11 protein-coding genes and 1 pseudogene are annotated in these 15,453 nt (G+C 67.0%); 7 read left to right on the top strand and 5 right to left on the bottom strand.

The genetic code is table 11. The features are described 5' to 3' along the window. Positions 1–63 precede the first annotated feature (63 nt). The gene (gene mutS, locus ACHMWQ_RS03390) at positions 64–2,778 is read right to left on the bottom strand and encodes a DNA mismatch repair protein MutS (RefSeq protein WP_396306398.1); all 2,715 of its coding nucleotides are present in this window, start codon (positions 2,776–2,778) and stop codon (positions 64–66) included. Between the two features lie 153 nt (positions 2,779–2,931). On the opposite strand from mutS, the gene ACHMWQ_RS03385 reads away from it, so the two are divergent. Next, entirely contained in the window at positions 2,932–5,214 is a 2,283-nt protein-coding gene (locus tag ACHMWQ_RS03385) for an NADP-dependent malic enzyme (protein ID WP_354553018.1), read from the top strand. Positions 5,215–5,277: 63 nt separating this feature from the next. Here ACHMWQ_RS03385 and pncA read toward each other — a convergent pair whose 3' ends face one another. Further along, positions 5,278–5,904: a bifunctional nicotinamidase/pyrazinamidase gene (gene pncA, locus ACHMWQ_RS03380; protein WP_396306397.1), complete on the bottom strand. Its 627-nt coding sequence runs from the start codon at positions 5,902–5,904 to the stop codon at positions 5,278–5,280. A 41-nt stretch (positions 5,905–5,945) separates the two neighbouring features. Beyond that, positions 5,946–6,609 (bottom strand): annotated as a pseudogene (locus ACHMWQ_RS03375) (alpha-ketoglutarate-dependent dioxygenase AlkB family protein). A gap of 224 nt (positions 6,610–6,833) precedes the next feature. On the opposite strand from ACHMWQ_RS03375, the gene dnaK reads away from it, so the two are divergent. The 6 genes from dnaK (at position 6,834) to ACHMWQ_RS03345 (ending at position 13,085) form a co-directional block, all read left to right on the top strand. Then, positions 6,834–8,735: a molecular chaperone DnaK gene (gene dnaK, locus ACHMWQ_RS03370; RefSeq protein ID WP_396306396.1), complete on the top strand. Its 1,902-nt coding sequence runs from the start codon at positions 6,834–6,836 to the stop codon at positions 8,733–8,735. A gap of 140 nt (positions 8,736–8,875) precedes the next feature. Beyond that, the gene (dnaJ, locus tag ACHMWQ_RS03365; protein ID WP_396306395.1) at positions 8,876–10,018 is read left to right on the top strand and encodes a molecular chaperone DnaJ; all 1,143 of its coding nucleotides are present in this window, start codon (positions 8,876–8,878) and stop codon (positions 10,016–10,018) included. 70 nt (positions 10,019–10,088) lie between these two features. Beyond that, positions 10,089–10,685: a class I SAM-dependent methyltransferase gene (locus tag ACHMWQ_RS03360; protein WP_396306394.1), complete on the top strand. Its 597-nt coding sequence runs from the start codon at positions 10,089–10,091 to the stop codon at positions 10,683–10,685. Positions 10,686–10,866: 181 nt separating this feature from the next. Further along, positions 10,867–11,574 carry an orotidine-5'-phosphate decarboxylase gene (pyrF, locus tag ACHMWQ_RS03355; protein WP_266333813.1) on the top strand — a complete coding sequence of 236 codons (708 nt, stop codon included), beginning with the start codon at positions 10,867–10,869 and terminating at the stop codon, positions 11,572–11,574. A gap of 57 nt (positions 11,575–11,631) precedes the next feature. Beyond that, positions 11,632–12,444, top strand: a complete 813-nt coding sequence (gene dapB, locus ACHMWQ_RS03350; RefSeq protein WP_354553009.1) for a 4-hydroxy-tetrahydrodipicolinate reductase — start codon at positions 11,632–11,634, stop codon at positions 12,442–12,444. A gap of 20 nt (positions 12,445–12,464) precedes the next feature. Continuing rightward, positions 12,465–13,085 (top strand): 2,3-bisphosphoglycerate-dependent phosphoglycerate mutase, encoded by a 621-nt coding sequence (locus ACHMWQ_RS03345; RefSeq protein WP_396306393.1) that lies wholly within the window; start codon positions 12,465–12,467, stop codon positions 13,083–13,085. Between the two features lie 496 nt (positions 13,086–13,581). Here the strand turns inward: ACHMWQ_RS03345 and queG are convergent, their stop codons facing one another. Further along, positions 13,582–14,715: a tRNA epoxyqueuosine(34) reductase QueG gene (queG, locus tag ACHMWQ_RS03340; protein ID WP_396306392.1), complete on the bottom strand. Its 1,134-nt coding sequence runs from the start codon at positions 14,713–14,715 to the stop codon at positions 13,582–13,584. 11 nt (positions 14,716–14,726) lie between these two features. Beyond that, complete coding sequence (locus tag ACHMWQ_RS03335) at positions 14,727–15,419, bottom strand: glutathione S-transferase family protein (RefSeq protein WP_354553004.1); 693 nt, start codon at positions 15,417–15,419, stop codon at positions 14,727–14,729. Positions 15,420–15,453 lie beyond the last annotated feature (34 nt).

The raw sequence follows: 15,453 nt of genomic DNA, 5'->3' as shown, positions 1-15,453 counted from the left end.
GCATGGGAAATCTGCCCGGACCGTAAACCGCTTTTTGCGCCCGCGCCAATAGAAGGCGGCGCGTCAGGGGTGACGCGGCCGCAGCGCCTTCAGCCGGTACAGCGCCTCCAGAGCCTCCCTCGGGGTCATTTCGTCCGGCTGCAGCCCGTCGAGCACGGGGCCGAGCGGGTCTTCCGCAACGACAGGCTGCGGTTTCGCCGCCAAAACCGCAAAAAGCGGCAAATCGTCGATCAGCGTCGCCGCCGGGGATTTCCGGTCGGTTTCCTCCAGATGCGAGAGCACGTCGCGCGCCCGCGCCACCACCGAAGCCGGCAGGCCAGCGAGCTTCGCCACCTGGATGCCATAGGAACGATCGGCAGCGCCGGCGACGATCTCGTGCAGGAAGACGACGTCGCCATTCCATTCCTTGACCCGGACGGTGGCGTTTTCCAGCCGATCGAGCCGCTGCGACAGCGCCGTCAGCTCGTGATAATGCGTGGCGAACAGGCCGCGCGAGCGGTTGACCTCGTGCAGATGCTCGATCGCCGCCCAGGCAATCGACAGGCCGTCGAAGGTCGCGGTGCCGCGGCCGATCTCGTCGAGGATCACCAGCGAGCGGTCGGTCGCCTGGTTGAGGATCGCCGCCGTCTCGACCATCTCGACCATGAAGGTCGAGCGCCCGCGGGCAAGGTCGTCGGCCGCGCCGACGCGGCTAAACAGCCGGTCGACGATGCCGATATGGGCGCTGTCCGCCGGCACGTAGGAGCCGATCTGGGCGAGGATGGCGATCAGGCCGTTCTGGCGCAGGAAGGTCGACTTACCGGCCATGTTCGGACCGGTGATCAGCCAGATCCGGCCGGGCTTGCCTTCCTTGCGCGCGCCGAGTTCGCAACCATTGGCGACGAAGGCGACGCTGCCCTCGCGCTTCAGCGCCTGCTCGACCACCGGATGGCGGCCACCCTGGATCGAGAAGGCGAGCGAGTGATCGACCACTGGCCGGGCGTAATTGTCGGTCTCGGCGAGCGTCGCCAGCGCCGCCGTCACGTCGATCACGGCCAGCGCCGCGGCCACCGCCTTCAGCGCGTCCGAGACGCCGACCACTTGCGCCAGCAGCGCGTCAAAAGTCGCCTGCTCGATCGCCAGCGCCCGGTCGCCGGCGGAGGCGATCTTCGCCTCCAGATCGGCGAGCTCCGTGGTGATGAAGCGCATGGCGCCGGCCATGGTCTGGCGATGGATGTAGCGGCCGGCATAATCGGCGCCGAGCAGCCGCTCGCCATATTGCTGCGGCACCTCGATGAAGTAGCCGAGCACATTGTTGTGCTTGATCTTCAGCGCCTTGATGTCTGTCTCGGCCGAATAGGTCGCCTGCAGCCCGGCGATCACCTGGCGGCTTTCATCGCGCAGCGCCCGCGTCGTGTCGAGATCGGCGTCATAGCCCGGACGGACGAAGCCGCCATCGCGCTTCAGCAGCGGCAGTTCGTCGGCCAGCGCGCCCGCCAGTTCGGCGGCGAGGTCGTGCGGCGCCCCGACGAGCGCGGCGCGGGCGGCAACGAGTTCCTCCGGCAGCGCCGCGTCGGCCTCGCCGAGCACCTCGGCCAGGCGCGCCGCCGCATCGAGCGAGAAGCGGATGCCGGCGAGATCGCGTGGGCCGCCGCGATTGAGCGACAGGCGCGACAGGGCGCGGGCGAGATCGGGGCTGGCGCCCAGCGCCTCGCGGATCACGCCCCGGCGACGGCCGAGCTTCAGCATGTAGTCGAGCGCGTCGAGCCGTCGCTCGATCAGATCAGGGTCGGTCGAGGGGCTGGACAGCCGCTCGGCCAAGAGCCGCGATCCGGCGCCCGTTACCGTGCGGTCGATCGCCGCGAGCAGGCTGCCGCGTCGTTCGCCCGATAGCGTGCGGACCAGCTCGAGATTGGCGCGGGTAGCGGCGTCGATCAGCATCACCGCGCCGTCGCTCTCGCGCACCGGGCGCGACAGGGGCGGCCGCTCGCCGATCTGCGTCTTCTCGACATAGGCAAGCGCCGCCGCCGCTGCCGAGAGCTCGACGCGGGAGAAGGAGCCAAGGCCGTCCAGCGTGTTGACGCCGAAATAGGCGGCGAGCCGGGCGCCGGCCGTCGCGCCATCGAAGAAGGCGCCGGGCAGCGGCGTCACCGCGACGGCAAGCTCGCGCACGAAGGGGCCGAGCGCATCGTCGGCGAAGAAGCTGTCGGGCACCAAGAGCTCACGCGGATCGACGCGGGCGATGTCGGCGGAAAGCCGCAGCTGGTCGGTCTCGGCCAGGCGGAAATCGCCGGTCGAGATGTCGATCCAGGCGATGGAGAAGCGGTCGCTGCCATCCGCCGCCGCGCCGCGCAGCCGCGCCACCGCGGCGAGGTAGTTGTTGCGGCCGGCGTCGAGCAGCGTGTCCTCGGTCAGCGTGCCCGGCGTCACCAGACGGACGACGCCGCGCTTGACCACCGATTTGCCGGGCCGCTTCTTCGCCTCGGCCGGGTCTTCCTGCTGCTCGCAGACCGCGACCCGATGTCCCAGCGAGATCAGCTTCTGCAAATAGTCATTGGCGGCATGGACCGGCACGCCGCACATCGGGATGTCGTCGCCCAGATGCTTGCCGCGCTTGGTCAAGGTGATGCCGAGCGCCCGGGAGGCGATCTCCGCATCCTCGAAGAACATCTCGTAGAAGTCGCCCATCCGGTAGAAAAGCAGGCTGCCGGGGTTGGCTTCCTTGATCTCGAGGAACTGCTCCATCATCGGCGTGGGACGGAGCGCGGCGGCGTCGGGGGCGGAGCGGGGATCAAGCATGGCGCGACGCTAGCAAAACGTTGAAGGTGTTTCACCCTCGCGACCGCGATCGGCATGCTTGAGATCACAGAAACCGGTGATATCGTCCGCATCCGCATTTTTGAGACGGCGAATGCCGTCCGCCCCGGAAACGCCTGACGCCGAGCCCTCTCCATGACCGAAACCAAACGCCCCGCCAAGAGCGGCCCTGTGCTGACCGACAAGGAGGCGCTGGACTTCCACGCCCAAGGGCGGCCCGGCAAGCTGGAAATCACGCCGACCAAGCCGATGGCGACCCAGCGCGACCTGTCGCTCGCCTATTCGCCCGGCGTCGCCGTGCCGGTGCACGCCATCGCCGCGGATCCCTCCAAGGCGTTCGACTACACGACGCGCGGCAACATGGTCGCCGTCATCTCCAACGGCACCGCCATCCTCGGCCTCGGCAATCTGGGCCCGCTGGCCTCCAAGCCGGTGATGGAAGGCAAGGCGGTGCTGTTCAAGCGCTTCGCCGACGTCGATTCGATCGATCTCGAGATCGATACCGAGGACGTCGACGCCTTCGTCAATTCCGTGCGCTATCTCGGCCCCTCCTTCGGCGGCATCAACCTCGAAGACATCAAGGCGCCGGACTGCTTCATCATCGAAAGCCGCCTGCGCGAGCTGATGGACATCCCGGTCTTCCATGACGACCAGCATGGCACGGCGATCATCGCCGCCGCCGGCATGATCAACGCGCTGCACCTGACCGGCCGCGACATCAAGACGACCAAGCTGGTCTGCAATGGCGCCGGCGCCGCCGGCATCGCCTGCATCGAGCTGGTCAAGGCGATGGGCATGCCGTCGGAAAACGTGCTGCTCTGCGACACCAAGGGCGTCGTCTACCAGGGCCGCACCGAGGGCATGAACCAGTGGAAGACGGCGCATGCCTCGCCGACCGATGCGCGCACGCTGGAAGACGCGATGCAGGGCGCCGACATCTTCTTCGGCGTTTCCGCCAAGGGCGCGCTGACCGCCGACATGGTGCGCGCCATGGCGCCGCGGCCGATCATCTTCGCGATGGCCAATCCCGATCCGGAGATCACGCCGGAGGAAGCGGCCGAAGTCCGCGATGACGTCATCATCGCCACCGGACGCTCGGACTATCCCAACCAGGTCAACAACGTCCTCGGCTTCCCCTACATCTTCCGCGGCGCGCTCGACGTGCGCGCCACCACGATCAACGAAGAGATGAAGATCGCCGCCGCGCAGGCGCTGGCCGCGCTCGCCCGCAAGGACGTGCCGGACGAGGTCGCCGCCGCCTATCAGGGCGTGCGTCCCCGCTTCGGGCCGCATTACATCATCCCGGTGCCATTCGATCCGCGCCTGCTGTCGGAGATCCCGGCGGCTGTCGCCCAGGCGGCGATGGATACCGGCGTCGCGCGCAAGCCGATCGAGGACATGGCGGCCTATAAGATCGAGCTGTCGGCCCGCCGCGACCCGATCGTCGGCACGCTGGCGCGCATCTACGAACGCGTCCGCCGCAATCCGAAGCGCGTCGTCTTCGCCGAGGGCGAGGAGGAGCAGGTGATCCGCGCCGCCGCCAGCTTCGTCGCCCAGGAGCTGGGCACGGCGATCCTGATCGGCCGCGAGGACATCATCCGCGAGACGGCGGCGAATGCCGGCATCGACCTGGTCCCCGGCATGGAGATCCACAATGCGCGGCTCTCCAAGCGCAATCCTGCCTATATCGACTTCCTCTACGCCCGCCTGCAGCGGCAGGGCTATCTGCACCGCGACAGCCAGCGCCTGATCAACACCGACCGCAACTATTTCGGCGCCACCATGGTGGCGCTGGGCGATGCGGACGCGATGGTTTCGGGCGTGACGCGCAACTATTCGACCGTGCTCAGCGATGTGCGCAAGGTCATCGACACCAAGCCCGGCCACCGGGTCATCGGCGTCTCGATCACGCTGGTGCGCGGCCGCACCGTCGTGGTCGCCGACACCGCCGTGCACGACATGCCCTCGGGCGAGGAACTGGCCGACATCGCCGTCGAGGCGGCCGGCGTCGCCAAGCGGCTCGGCTATGAGCCGCGCGTCGCGATGCTCGCCTATTCTACCTTCGGCCAGCCGGAGAGCGAGCGCTCGCGCCATGTGCGCGAGGCGGTGCAGATCCTGGAGAAGCGCCGCGTCAGCTTCGAGTTCGATGGCGAGATGGCGGCCGATGTGGCGCTGAACCCGAAGGCGATGGCGGCCTATCCGTTCTGCCGCCTGTCGGGCCCGGCCAACGTGCTGGTGATGCCGGCGTTCCACTCGGCCTCGATCTCGACCAAGATGCTGCAGGAACTGGGCGGCGCCACGGTGATCGGCCCGCTGCTGGTCGGCCTCGACAAGCCGGTGCAGATCCTGTCGCTCAGCGCGCGCGACAGCGACATCGTCAACATGGCGGCGCTCGCCGCCTTCAATGTCGGCGGCTGAACCTCATCATCGAGGATAGTCCAAACGGCGCGGAGGCCTGAGGGTTTCCGCGCCGTTTTCGTGTCATGCCGCGAGGGCTTCCGAGCGGACCCGGCGCACGCCGGCGCGGTCCATCACGGCGATCGCCTCGGCGAGCGACCCTTCGGTGTCGATGGCGCGGCAGGCATCCTCGATCACCGTCGTCTTGAAGCCATGGGCGCGCGCATCCTGCGCCGTCCAGGACACGCAGAAATCGGTGGCAAGACCGACCACGAAGACTTCCTCGATGCTGCGCTCGAACAGATAGCCGGTGAGGCCGGTCGGCGTCTTGCGGTCGGCCTCGAAGAAGGCCGAATAGCTGTCGGCATGGGCGTGGTAGCCCTTGCGCAGGATCAACTGGGCATGGGGAATGTCGAGGCCCGAGGCGAGCGCCGCGCCCTGCGTGCCCTGGATGCAATGGTCTGGCCAGAGCACCTGCGGGCCGTAGCGCAGGCTGATCGTCTCGAAGGGCTTGCGGCCGGCATGGGCCGAGGCAAACGAGATATGGCCGGCCGTATGCCAATCCTGCGTGATCACAACGTTCTTGAAACGCCGGGCCAGGTCGTTGACCAGCGGGAGGATCGCGTCGCCGTCCGTCACTGCCAGGGCACCGCCCGGCAGAAAGTCGTTCTGGATATCCGTGACGATCAGGACGCTGTTTGAATCAGGCAAGACGTTTCCTTTATTGGCGCAAGAACGTTTGACGGCCTTAGTTAACGAAGAAATCCCGAAGCGGGAATAGCGCCGACCGGTTTCGTGATGCGGCGCAACGTCAGATTGATTCTCCCGCCTTGTGCAAGCAACGTCGAGGTGGCGGGATAGATCCGGTCGACGCCATGAAAGGCGAGCCTTGCCTCGCCGCCCAGCAGCACCACATCTCCGGAAGCGAGACGGATCGACCGGGTCGGATCGCTTCGCCTGGTTCCGCCGATGCGGAACAGGCAGGTGTCCCCGAGCGAGACGGAAAGCACGGGGGCGGCGAACTCTTCTTCGTCGGCATCCTGGTGGAGGCCCAGGCGGGCGTCCGCATCGTAGAAATTGATCAGGCAGGCTTCCGGCGGTTCGGGATAATTGGCCAGTTCCCGCCAGAGGTCGAGCAGCATCGGCGGGATGGCGGGCCAGGGCTCGCCCGTCACCGGATGGGTCGGCTGGTAGCGGTAGCCGGTCTGGTCGGAGACCCAGCCGAGAACGCCGCAATTGGTCATCCGCACCGAAAACGGCTTGCCGGTTCGCGGGCATGCTCGGCCGGTAGAGCGGGGCGGCGACGACGATGGCCCGGATCGCGTCGCGCAGGGCTTCCTGGGCGGAACGATCGAACCTTCCCGGCACGAGCCGGAACCCTTGCAAAGGCGGCGTATGCCGCTCACCTGTGACCATTGCTGGAGAATGTACCTCTGGAACGAAAGATGGGCCTCAATCGCAATGAGAGCCGCCTTGCGGCGGTTTAGGCATCTTCTTATATACGCGCAGAACCTGCGTAGGCCGGCATGCTTTGCCGATACCGCGCAAATCACAGTGTTCATGGGGGCCGTACGGGCACCTGCCCGGCACGGCGGAAGCCTCGAAGAGGGTCCGCACGGCCCGCCAAAAGGAGAGAGAATATGGCTAAGGTCATCGGCATCGACCTCGGAACGACGAATTCCTGCCTCGCCGTCATGGACGGCAAGACGCCCAAGGTCATCGAGAACGCAGAAGGCGCGCGCACGACGCCGTCCATGGTCGCGTTCACGGATGACGGCGAGAAACTGGTCGGCCAGCCGGCGAAGCGCCAGGCGGTCACCAATCCCGAACATACCTTCTTCGCGGTGAAGCGACTGATCGGTCGCCGCTACGACGACCCGATGGTCGAGAAGGACAAGCACCTCGTCCCCTACAACATCGTCAAGGGACCGAACGGCGACGCGTGGGTCGAAGTCGACGGCGAGAAGTACTCGCCGGCGCAGATCTCCGCCTTCATCCTGCAGAAGATGAAGGAAACCGCCGAAGCCTTCCTCGGCACGCCGGTCGAGCAGGCCGTCATCACGGTTCCCGCCTACTTCAACGACGCCCAGCGTCAGGCTACCAAGGACGCCGGCAAGATCGCCGGCCTCGAAGTGCTGCGCATCATCAACGAGCCGACGGCGGCAGCGCTGGCCTACGGCCTCGACAAGAACGACGGCAAGACGATCGCTGTCTATGACCTTGGCGGCGGCACGTTCGACATCTCGATCCTCGAGATCGGCGACGGCGTCTTCGAGGTGAAGTCGACCAATGGCGACACGTTCCTCGGCGGTGAAGACTTCGACATGCGCCTGGTCGGCTACCTCGCCGACGAGTTCAAGCGCGAGCAGGGCATCGACCTGCGTGGCGACAAGCTGGCGCTGCAGCGCCTGAAGGAAGCCGCGGAGAAGGCCAAGATCGAGCTTTCCTCGGCGCAGCAGACCGAAATCAACCTGCCCTTCATCACGGCCGACGCCAAGGGTCCGAAGCACCTTGCGATCAAGCTGACCCGCTCGAAGTTCGAAGCGCTGGTCGACGATCTGGTGCAGCGCACCGTGGCGCCCTGCAAGGCGGCGCTCAAGGATGCCGGCCTTTCGGCAGCCGAGATCGACGAAGTGGTCCTGGTCGGCGGCATGACCCGCATGCCCAAGATCCAGGAGATCGTGAAGCAGTTCTTCGGCAAGGACCCGCACAAGGGCGTCAACCCGGATGAAGTCGTCGCCATGGGCGCCGCGATCCAGGCCGGCGTGCTGCAGGGCGACGTCAAGGACGTTCTGCTGCTCGACGTGACCCCGCTTTCGCTCGGCATCGAGACGCTGGGCGGCGTGTTCACGCGCCTGATCGAACGCAACACGACGATCCCGACGAAGAAGAGCCAGGTGTTCTCGACGGCTGAGGATTCCCAGTCCGCCGTGACCATCCGCGTCTTCCAGGGCGAGCGCGAGATGGCCGCCGACAACAAGATGCTCGGCCAGTTCGACCTGGTTGGCCTGCCGCCGGCGCCGCGGGGCGTGCCGCAGATCGAGGTCACCTTTGACATCGACGCCAACGGCATCGTCAACGTGTCGGCCAAGGACAAGGGCACGGGCAAGGAGCAGCAGATCCGCATCCAGGCCTCGGGCGGCCTTTCCGACGCCGACATCGAGCAGATGGTCAAGGACGCCGAGAGCCACGCGGCCGAAGACAAGAAGCGTCGCGCTGTCGTCGAGGCGAAGAACCAGGGCGAAGCGCTGGTCCATTCGACTGAGAAATCGCTCGGCGAATACGGCTCCAAGATCTCGGCTGCCGACAAGTCGACGATCGAGACGGCCATCGCCGATCTGAAGACCGCGCTCGAGGGCGACGATCCGGAAGCGATCCAGCAGAAGACCAATACGCTGGCCCAGGCTTCGATGAAGCTCGGCGAGGCGATGTATGCCGACGCCGAGAGCCAGAAGAGCGAAGGCAACCCCGAAGCGACCGGCTCCGACGACGTCGTCGACGCCGACTTCGAGGAAGTGGACGACACCAAGAAGTCGTCCTAATCACGCGTCTCGCATGAACCAGGAGGCCCGGCGCAGCGCGCCGGGCCTCTATCCTATCCAGGCACGGCCCCCGCTTGTGCCGTCCACCCTTGAGTTTCGGCTCCGAATTTGAGTTCCGACTCGTTTGCACCACGGGCACCATGGCAAAAGTCGATTATTATGAGTTGCTGGGCGTCGCGCGCGATTGCGACGACAAGGGCCTGAAGGTCGCCTTCCGCAAGCTCGCGATGCAGTATCACCCGGACAAGAACCCGGGCGATCACACCGCCGAGGCCAAGTTCAAGGAAATCAACGAAGCCTACGAGATGCTCAAGGACCCGCAGAAGCGCGCGGCCTATGATCGTTTCGGCCATGCCGCGTTCGAGAATGGCGGCGGCGGTGGTCCGGGCTTCTCCGGCGATTTCTCCTCGTCCATGTCCGATATCTTCGACGACATCTTCGGCGAGTTCATGGGCGGCGGACGTCGCGGCGGCGGCAGTGGCCAGCGTTCTGGCGGCCGCGAGCGCGGCGCCGACCTGCGCTACAACATGGAAATCACGCTCGAGGAAGCCTTCTCCGGCAAGACCGCGGAAGTGCATGTCCCGACCAAGGTCGCCTGCGACGCCTGCAACGGCACCGGCGCCAAGCCGGGCTCGCACCCCAAGGTCTGCACGACCTGCGAGGGCCATGGCCGCGTCCGTGCGGCGCAGGGCTTCTTCTCGATCGAGCGCACCTGCCCGACCTGCCAGGGCCGCGGCGAGATCATCTCCGACCCCTGCGACAAATGCGCCGGTTCCGGCCGCAAGACGCAGGAGCGCACGCTCTCCGTCAACATCCCGGCCGGCATCGAGGACGGCACACGCATCCGCCTGTCCGGCGAGGGCGAGGCCGGCCTGCGCGGCGGCCCGACCGGCGATCTCTACCTGTTCCTGTCGGTCAAGCCGCACAGCCTGTTCCAGCGCGAAGGCGCGGACATCTTCTGCCGCGTGCCGATTTCGCTGACCACGGCGGCCCTTGGCGGCCAGTTCGACGTGCCGACCGTCGATGGCGGCAAGACCCGGGTCAAGGTTCCGGACGGCACCCAGACCGGCAAGCAGTTCCGCCTGAAGAGCAAGGGCATGCCCGTGCTGCGCTCCAGCCAGATGGGCGACATGTACATCCAGGTCGTCGTCGAGACGCCGCGGAACCTGTCGCGCCGGCAGCGAGAGCTGCTCGAGGAATTCGAGAAGGCCTCGTCGGAAGAGACCAATCCCGAATCAGCCGGATTCTTTGCCCGGATCCGAGACTTCTTTGGCGGCACCTGACGCGATAGAGTGCCACAGGATTGCCGCGAACTCTCGCGCATAGTCCGCTCATCAACGATTCGGGTGCTGAATGTCCTCAATCCAGAAGCGGAAGTTCAAGGCGCTTGTGGCGGACGAAGTCCGCTTCTTTCGGAGCTGGATGGGCAAGCCTCTGTCCATGGGCGCGGTCAGTCCTTCCGGCAAGGCGCTGACCAAGCTGATGGCGAGCTTCATCGATCCCGAGGATACCCTGCCCATCATCGAGCTCGGGCCCGGCACCGGGGTCGTCACCAAGGCGCTGCTGGAACGGGGCGTGGCCGCCGATCGGATCACCTCGATCGAATACAGCGCCGATTTCTGCCGGCTGCTGGAAAAGCGGTTCCAGGGCGTGCGGATCATCCAGGGCGACGCCTATGCCTTCGACGAGTCGCTCGCCGGCTGCGTCGATGGCCCGGTCGGCGCGGTGATCTCCAGCCTGCCGCTTTTGACCCAGCCGCCAAACCGCCGCAGCGCGCTGATCAGCGCCGCCTTCGCCCGTCTGCAGCCGGGCCAACCCTTCATCCAGTTCTCCTACGGACTGAACTCCCCCATCCCGCCCGATCCGGATCTGTTCTCCACCTCGCATACCGGCTGGGTGATGAAGAACGTTCCGCCCGCCCGCGTCTGGGTCTATCGGCGCACCCACTGATCCCGCGACATCCGTTTGCCCGCCCTGGATGCCCTGCCCCTTGCCCGAGCCGCCCCGCGGCTTCCGCGTCGCGCGAACGTGCGCAGCGTGACGTGGATCCGAGACTTGCCAACCGGACGTTGCCGCGCGAATTGATCCCGACACGCCGCCGGAAGCGCGGCGGAACCAGAAGGCCCAACCCATGCCCCTGCTCGATATTCGCGACCGCCTGATCGTCGGCCTCGACGTCCCCACCGTGGACGCGGCGCAGGAGATGGTCGCCACCCTTGGCGATACCGTGACCTTCTACAAGGTCGGCCTGCAGCTCTGCTTCGCGGGCGGCCTGACCTTCGCCGAGCGGCTGGTCGACCAGGGCAAGAAGGTATTCCTCGACGTCAAGCTGCTCGACATCGACAACACGGTCGAGCACGCCGTCCAGAACATCGCCAAGCTCGGCATGCATTTCTGCACCATCCACGCCTATCCCAAGGCGATGCGTGCGGCCGTCCAGGGCAAGGGCGATAGCGACCTGCGCCTGCTCGCGGTGACGGTGCTGACCTCGATGGATGAGAGCGACCTCGCCGCCGCCGGCTATGCCGTGGGCCCGGCGGAACTGGTGGCCCGCCGCGCCGCCGACGCCCGCGCCGCCGGCATGAACGGCATCGTCTGCTCGCCGGAAGAAGCCGGAGCCATGCGCGCGGTCGTTGGCGCCGGCATGGCGATCGTCACGCCCGGCATCCGCCCGGCCGGCTCGATCGTCGGCGACCAGAAGCGGATCGCGACGCCCGCCGCCGCCATCCGCGCCGGCGCTGACCACCTGGTGGTCGCCCGCCCGATCCTGGAAGCCGCCGATCCGCGCGCCGCCGCCAAGGCCATTCTCTCCGAAATCGAGGTCGCCTCGGCGATCTAGTCTCCCGCATCGGCCACCGGCCTGCTATATGCGCTCACCAACCGGGGGAAACTCGCCATGACCGATATGGGTCTCGTCATCGTCGGTGCCGCCGGCCGCATGGGCCGGACGCTGATCCGTCTCGTCACCGAGACCGAGGGCGTCACCGTCGCTGGCGCCATCGAACGCGAGGGTTCGCCCTTTGTCGGCCAGGATGCGGGCGTCGTCGCCGGCCTGCCGGCGCTCGGCATCGCCATCTCCGATGATCCGCTGCCGGTCTTCGCCCAGGCGCAGGGCGTGCTCGACTTCACCTCGCCCGCCGCGACGCTGGGCTTTGCCGAAATCGCCGCCCAGGCCCGCATCGTCCATGTCATCGGCACCACCGGCCTGTCGGCCGAGGACCATGCCGCCATCGACGCGGCCGCCCGCCATGCCGCCATCGTGCAGTCCGGCAATATGAGCCTCGGCGTCAACCTGCTCGCCCAGCTGGTGCGCCAGGCCGCGCGCGCGCTGGACGAGGATTTCGACATCGAGGTGCTCGAGATGCACCATCGCCACAAGGTCGATGCGCCGTCCGGCACCGCGCTGCTGCTCGGCCAGGCCGCGGCCGAGGGCCGCGAGATCGACCTCGCCGAGCACGCCGTCCGCGTGCGCGACGGCATCACCGGCCCGCGCCCGCGCGGCGCGATCGGTTTTGCCGCCTTGCGCGGCGGCAGCGTCATCGGCGACCATTCCGTGATGCTCGCCGGCGAGGGCGAGATGATCACGCTGTCGCATCACGCGTCGGATCGCGCCCTTTTCGCCCGTGGCGCCATCAAGGCGGCGCTGTGGGCCCATGGCCGCAAGCCCGGCCGCTATTCCATGGCCGACGTGCTCGGCTTCACCGACTGACCCCAAAAGGAGCCTTCCGTATGGATCGCCTTCTCGTGCTCGTGCGCCATGGCCAGAGTGACTGGAACCTGAAGAACCTCTTCACCGGCTGGCGCGACCCCGAACTGACGGAACAGGGCATCGCCGAGGCGACCGCCGCCGGCAAGCGCCTGAAGGCGCTCGACCTCTCCTTCGGCCTCGCCTTCACCTCCGAGCTCAGCCGCGCCCAGAACACGCTGAAGCTCATTCTCGGCGAGCTCGGCCAGCCCGACCTGCCGACGATCCGCGACCTCGCCCTGAACGAGCGGGACTATGGTGATCTCTCCGGCCTCAACAAGGACGACGCCCGGGCCAAATGGGGCGAGGAGCAGGTCAAGATCTGGCGCCGTTCCTATGACGTGCCGCCGCCCGGCGGCGAGTCGCTCAAGGACACCGGCGCGCGCGTCTGGCCCTATTACATCTTCAACATCCTGCCGCCGGTGATGCGCGGCGAAAAGGTGATCGTGGCCGCGCATGGCAATTCGCTGCGCGCCCTGATCATGGCGCTGGAAGGCCTGACGCCGGCCGAGATCCTCGAACGCGAGCTCGAGACCGGCGTGCCGATCGTCTACCGCCTGAACGCCGACACCACCGTTGCCGAAAAGAAGGTCCTCAAGGGCTGAACCGACGAGCCGGCGGCTGGAACGCATGCGCGAAAATCCGGCCGCCGACGGGGCCCTGGCGGACGTCGGCGCGCTTTGCCGCGAGTTCGACATCCCTTGCGCCCCGCCACGCGGCGGCGGCTCGATGTTCCCGAGTGCAATTTCACTCAACGCCTGTATCCGGAAGGATCTCCAGCTCGACCATCATCCTGAGGTGCCCGGCGCAGCCGGGCCTCGAAGGAGGGTTCAGTAGGCTCCTCTGGCGCTGCAGGCGCCCCAGCGCGAGGATCCGGGCCGTGCTAAAGTTCACTGGACCCTCCTTCGAGGCCTCGCTGCGCGAAGCACCTCAGGATGATGGTCGAGGCGGCGGCGGGTTCGTGGCGACCGTGCCTGACCTTCCGGCTGCATGAGCGACGGCAACACGCCGGAAGAAGCCGTCTCGAACGTCCACGATGCGATCCTCAGCGGGATCGAAGCGGCGGAAGACATGGGCCATGCGGTTCCCGCCCCGCCGTCTTCAGCTCGCCGACGGACAGGCCCATTCGGCCCGCACGCTCTCGTCCGTTTCCGCCGCCATCGCGGCCGAGCGGGACGCCTCGAACTCGACCGAGGCCAGGCGTGAAAATGCCCAGACGGCGGCGCCCCGGACGACCGGGGCCGGATCGTCTAGCAGCGTCCGAACTGAAGGCAGCAGGCCCGCCTCGCCGGAATTGCCGATCGCCACCAGGACATTGCGCACGAAACGGTCGCGCCCGATGCGCTTGACCGGCGAGCCGGAGAAGAATGCCCGGAAGGACGCGTCGTCCAGCGCGACGAGATCCGCGAGCCTCGGCCCCTCATATTCCGGCCGCGCCTTCAGCTTCATTTCCGAAGCGGCCTTGGCGAACTTGTTCCAGGGACAGGCGGCCAGGCAGTCGTCGCAACCATAGATGCGGTTGCCCATGGCGACGCGGAACTCGCGCGGGATCGGCCCGGCATTCTCGATCGTCAGATAGGAAATGCAGCGCCGCGCATCGATCCGGTAGGGCGAGGGAAACGCGTTTGTCGGGCAGGCGTCGAGGCAGGCGCGGCACTTGCCGCAGTGGTCCGTCTCGGGCGGATCGACGGGCAGCTCCAGCGCCGTGAAGATCGAGCCCAGGAAAAGCCAGGAGCCGAATTCGCGCGAGACGAGATTAGTGTGCTTGCCCTGCCAGCCGAGGCCGGCCGCCTCGCCGAGCGGCTTCTCCATCACCGGCGCCGTATCGACGAAGACCTTGACCTCCGCGCCCGTGCGCGAGGCGAGGCGGCCGGCGACCTGCTTCAGCTTGCCCTTGATGATGTCGTGATAGTCACGGTTTCGGGCGTAGACGGAGATGTTGCCGCGATCGCGCGCTTCGAGCAGGGCGCGCGGGTCGTCTTCCGGGCCATAATTGAGGCCGAGCATGATGACGGTGCGAACATCGGGCCAGAGAACCGTCGGATCGGCGCGGCGCGCCGCCGTCTCCTCCATCCAGGCCATGGAGCCATGGTGGCCATCACTCAGGAAGGCGTGCAGGCGTTCCGGCGCGAGCGGGATGGCGTCCGGCCCGGTGACGCGGACGACGCTGAAGCCCTCGGCCAGCGCATCGGCGATCAGCCGCGCCTTCTCGGCGGCGAGCTGCTTTGGCGTCAAGGGATCGGAGGTCAGAAGTCCAGGTCGACGTAATGCGGCGCCGGGGGCACGCCCCGCACCACGTCGTTCAGCAGCGGCCGGAACGACGGCCGCGACTTCACCCGCGCGTACCACGCCTTCGCCGCCTCGTCCGCCTCCCATGGCACCTCGCCGAGATAGTCGATGCAGGAGATTTCCGCCGCCGCCGCGAAATCGGCCAGCGTCAGTTCGCGTCCCGCCAGCCAGTTCCGCCGCGCCGCCAGATAGCCGATATACTGGATATGATAGCGGACATTGGCGCGGGCCGCACGGATCGCGGCCGGATCGGGCGAGGTATTGCCTTCGCCCTGCCGCATCTGCCGCTTGTAGACCTTCTCGGTGACGAGATAGTTCGTCACTTCGCCATGCAGCTTGCCGGAAAACCACTCGACCAGGCGGCGCACTTCGGCGCGGTCGGCGGCATGTTCCGGCATCAGCCGGACCTCGCCCATGCGGGCGCCCTTGGTCTCGACCAGATATTCGGTGATCACCGATCCGCCGGCCACGACCGTCTCGTTGTCATCGATGAAAACCGGCAGGATTCCAGCCGGGTTCAGAGCCAGAAGGGCCGCATTTCGGACCCAAGGCTTCTCTTCGACGAATTCGACGGCTTCGTCATATTCCGACAGGACCAGTCGGGCATAACGCGAAGCGGCGGAAAAGGGATGATGGTGCAGAAGGGACATCGTTACGCAGGTCGGGGGCTGACAAATCGAAGCG

This window comes from Kaistia sp. UC242_56, assembly GCF_044452255.1.
GTDB classification, from domain to species: Bacteria; Pseudomonadota; Alphaproteobacteria; order Rhizobiales; family Kaistiaceae; genus Kaistia; species Kaistia defluvii_A.
Note: the sequence above shows the minus strand (reverse complement) of the source record. Positions and strands in the feature narration are given on the sequence as shown.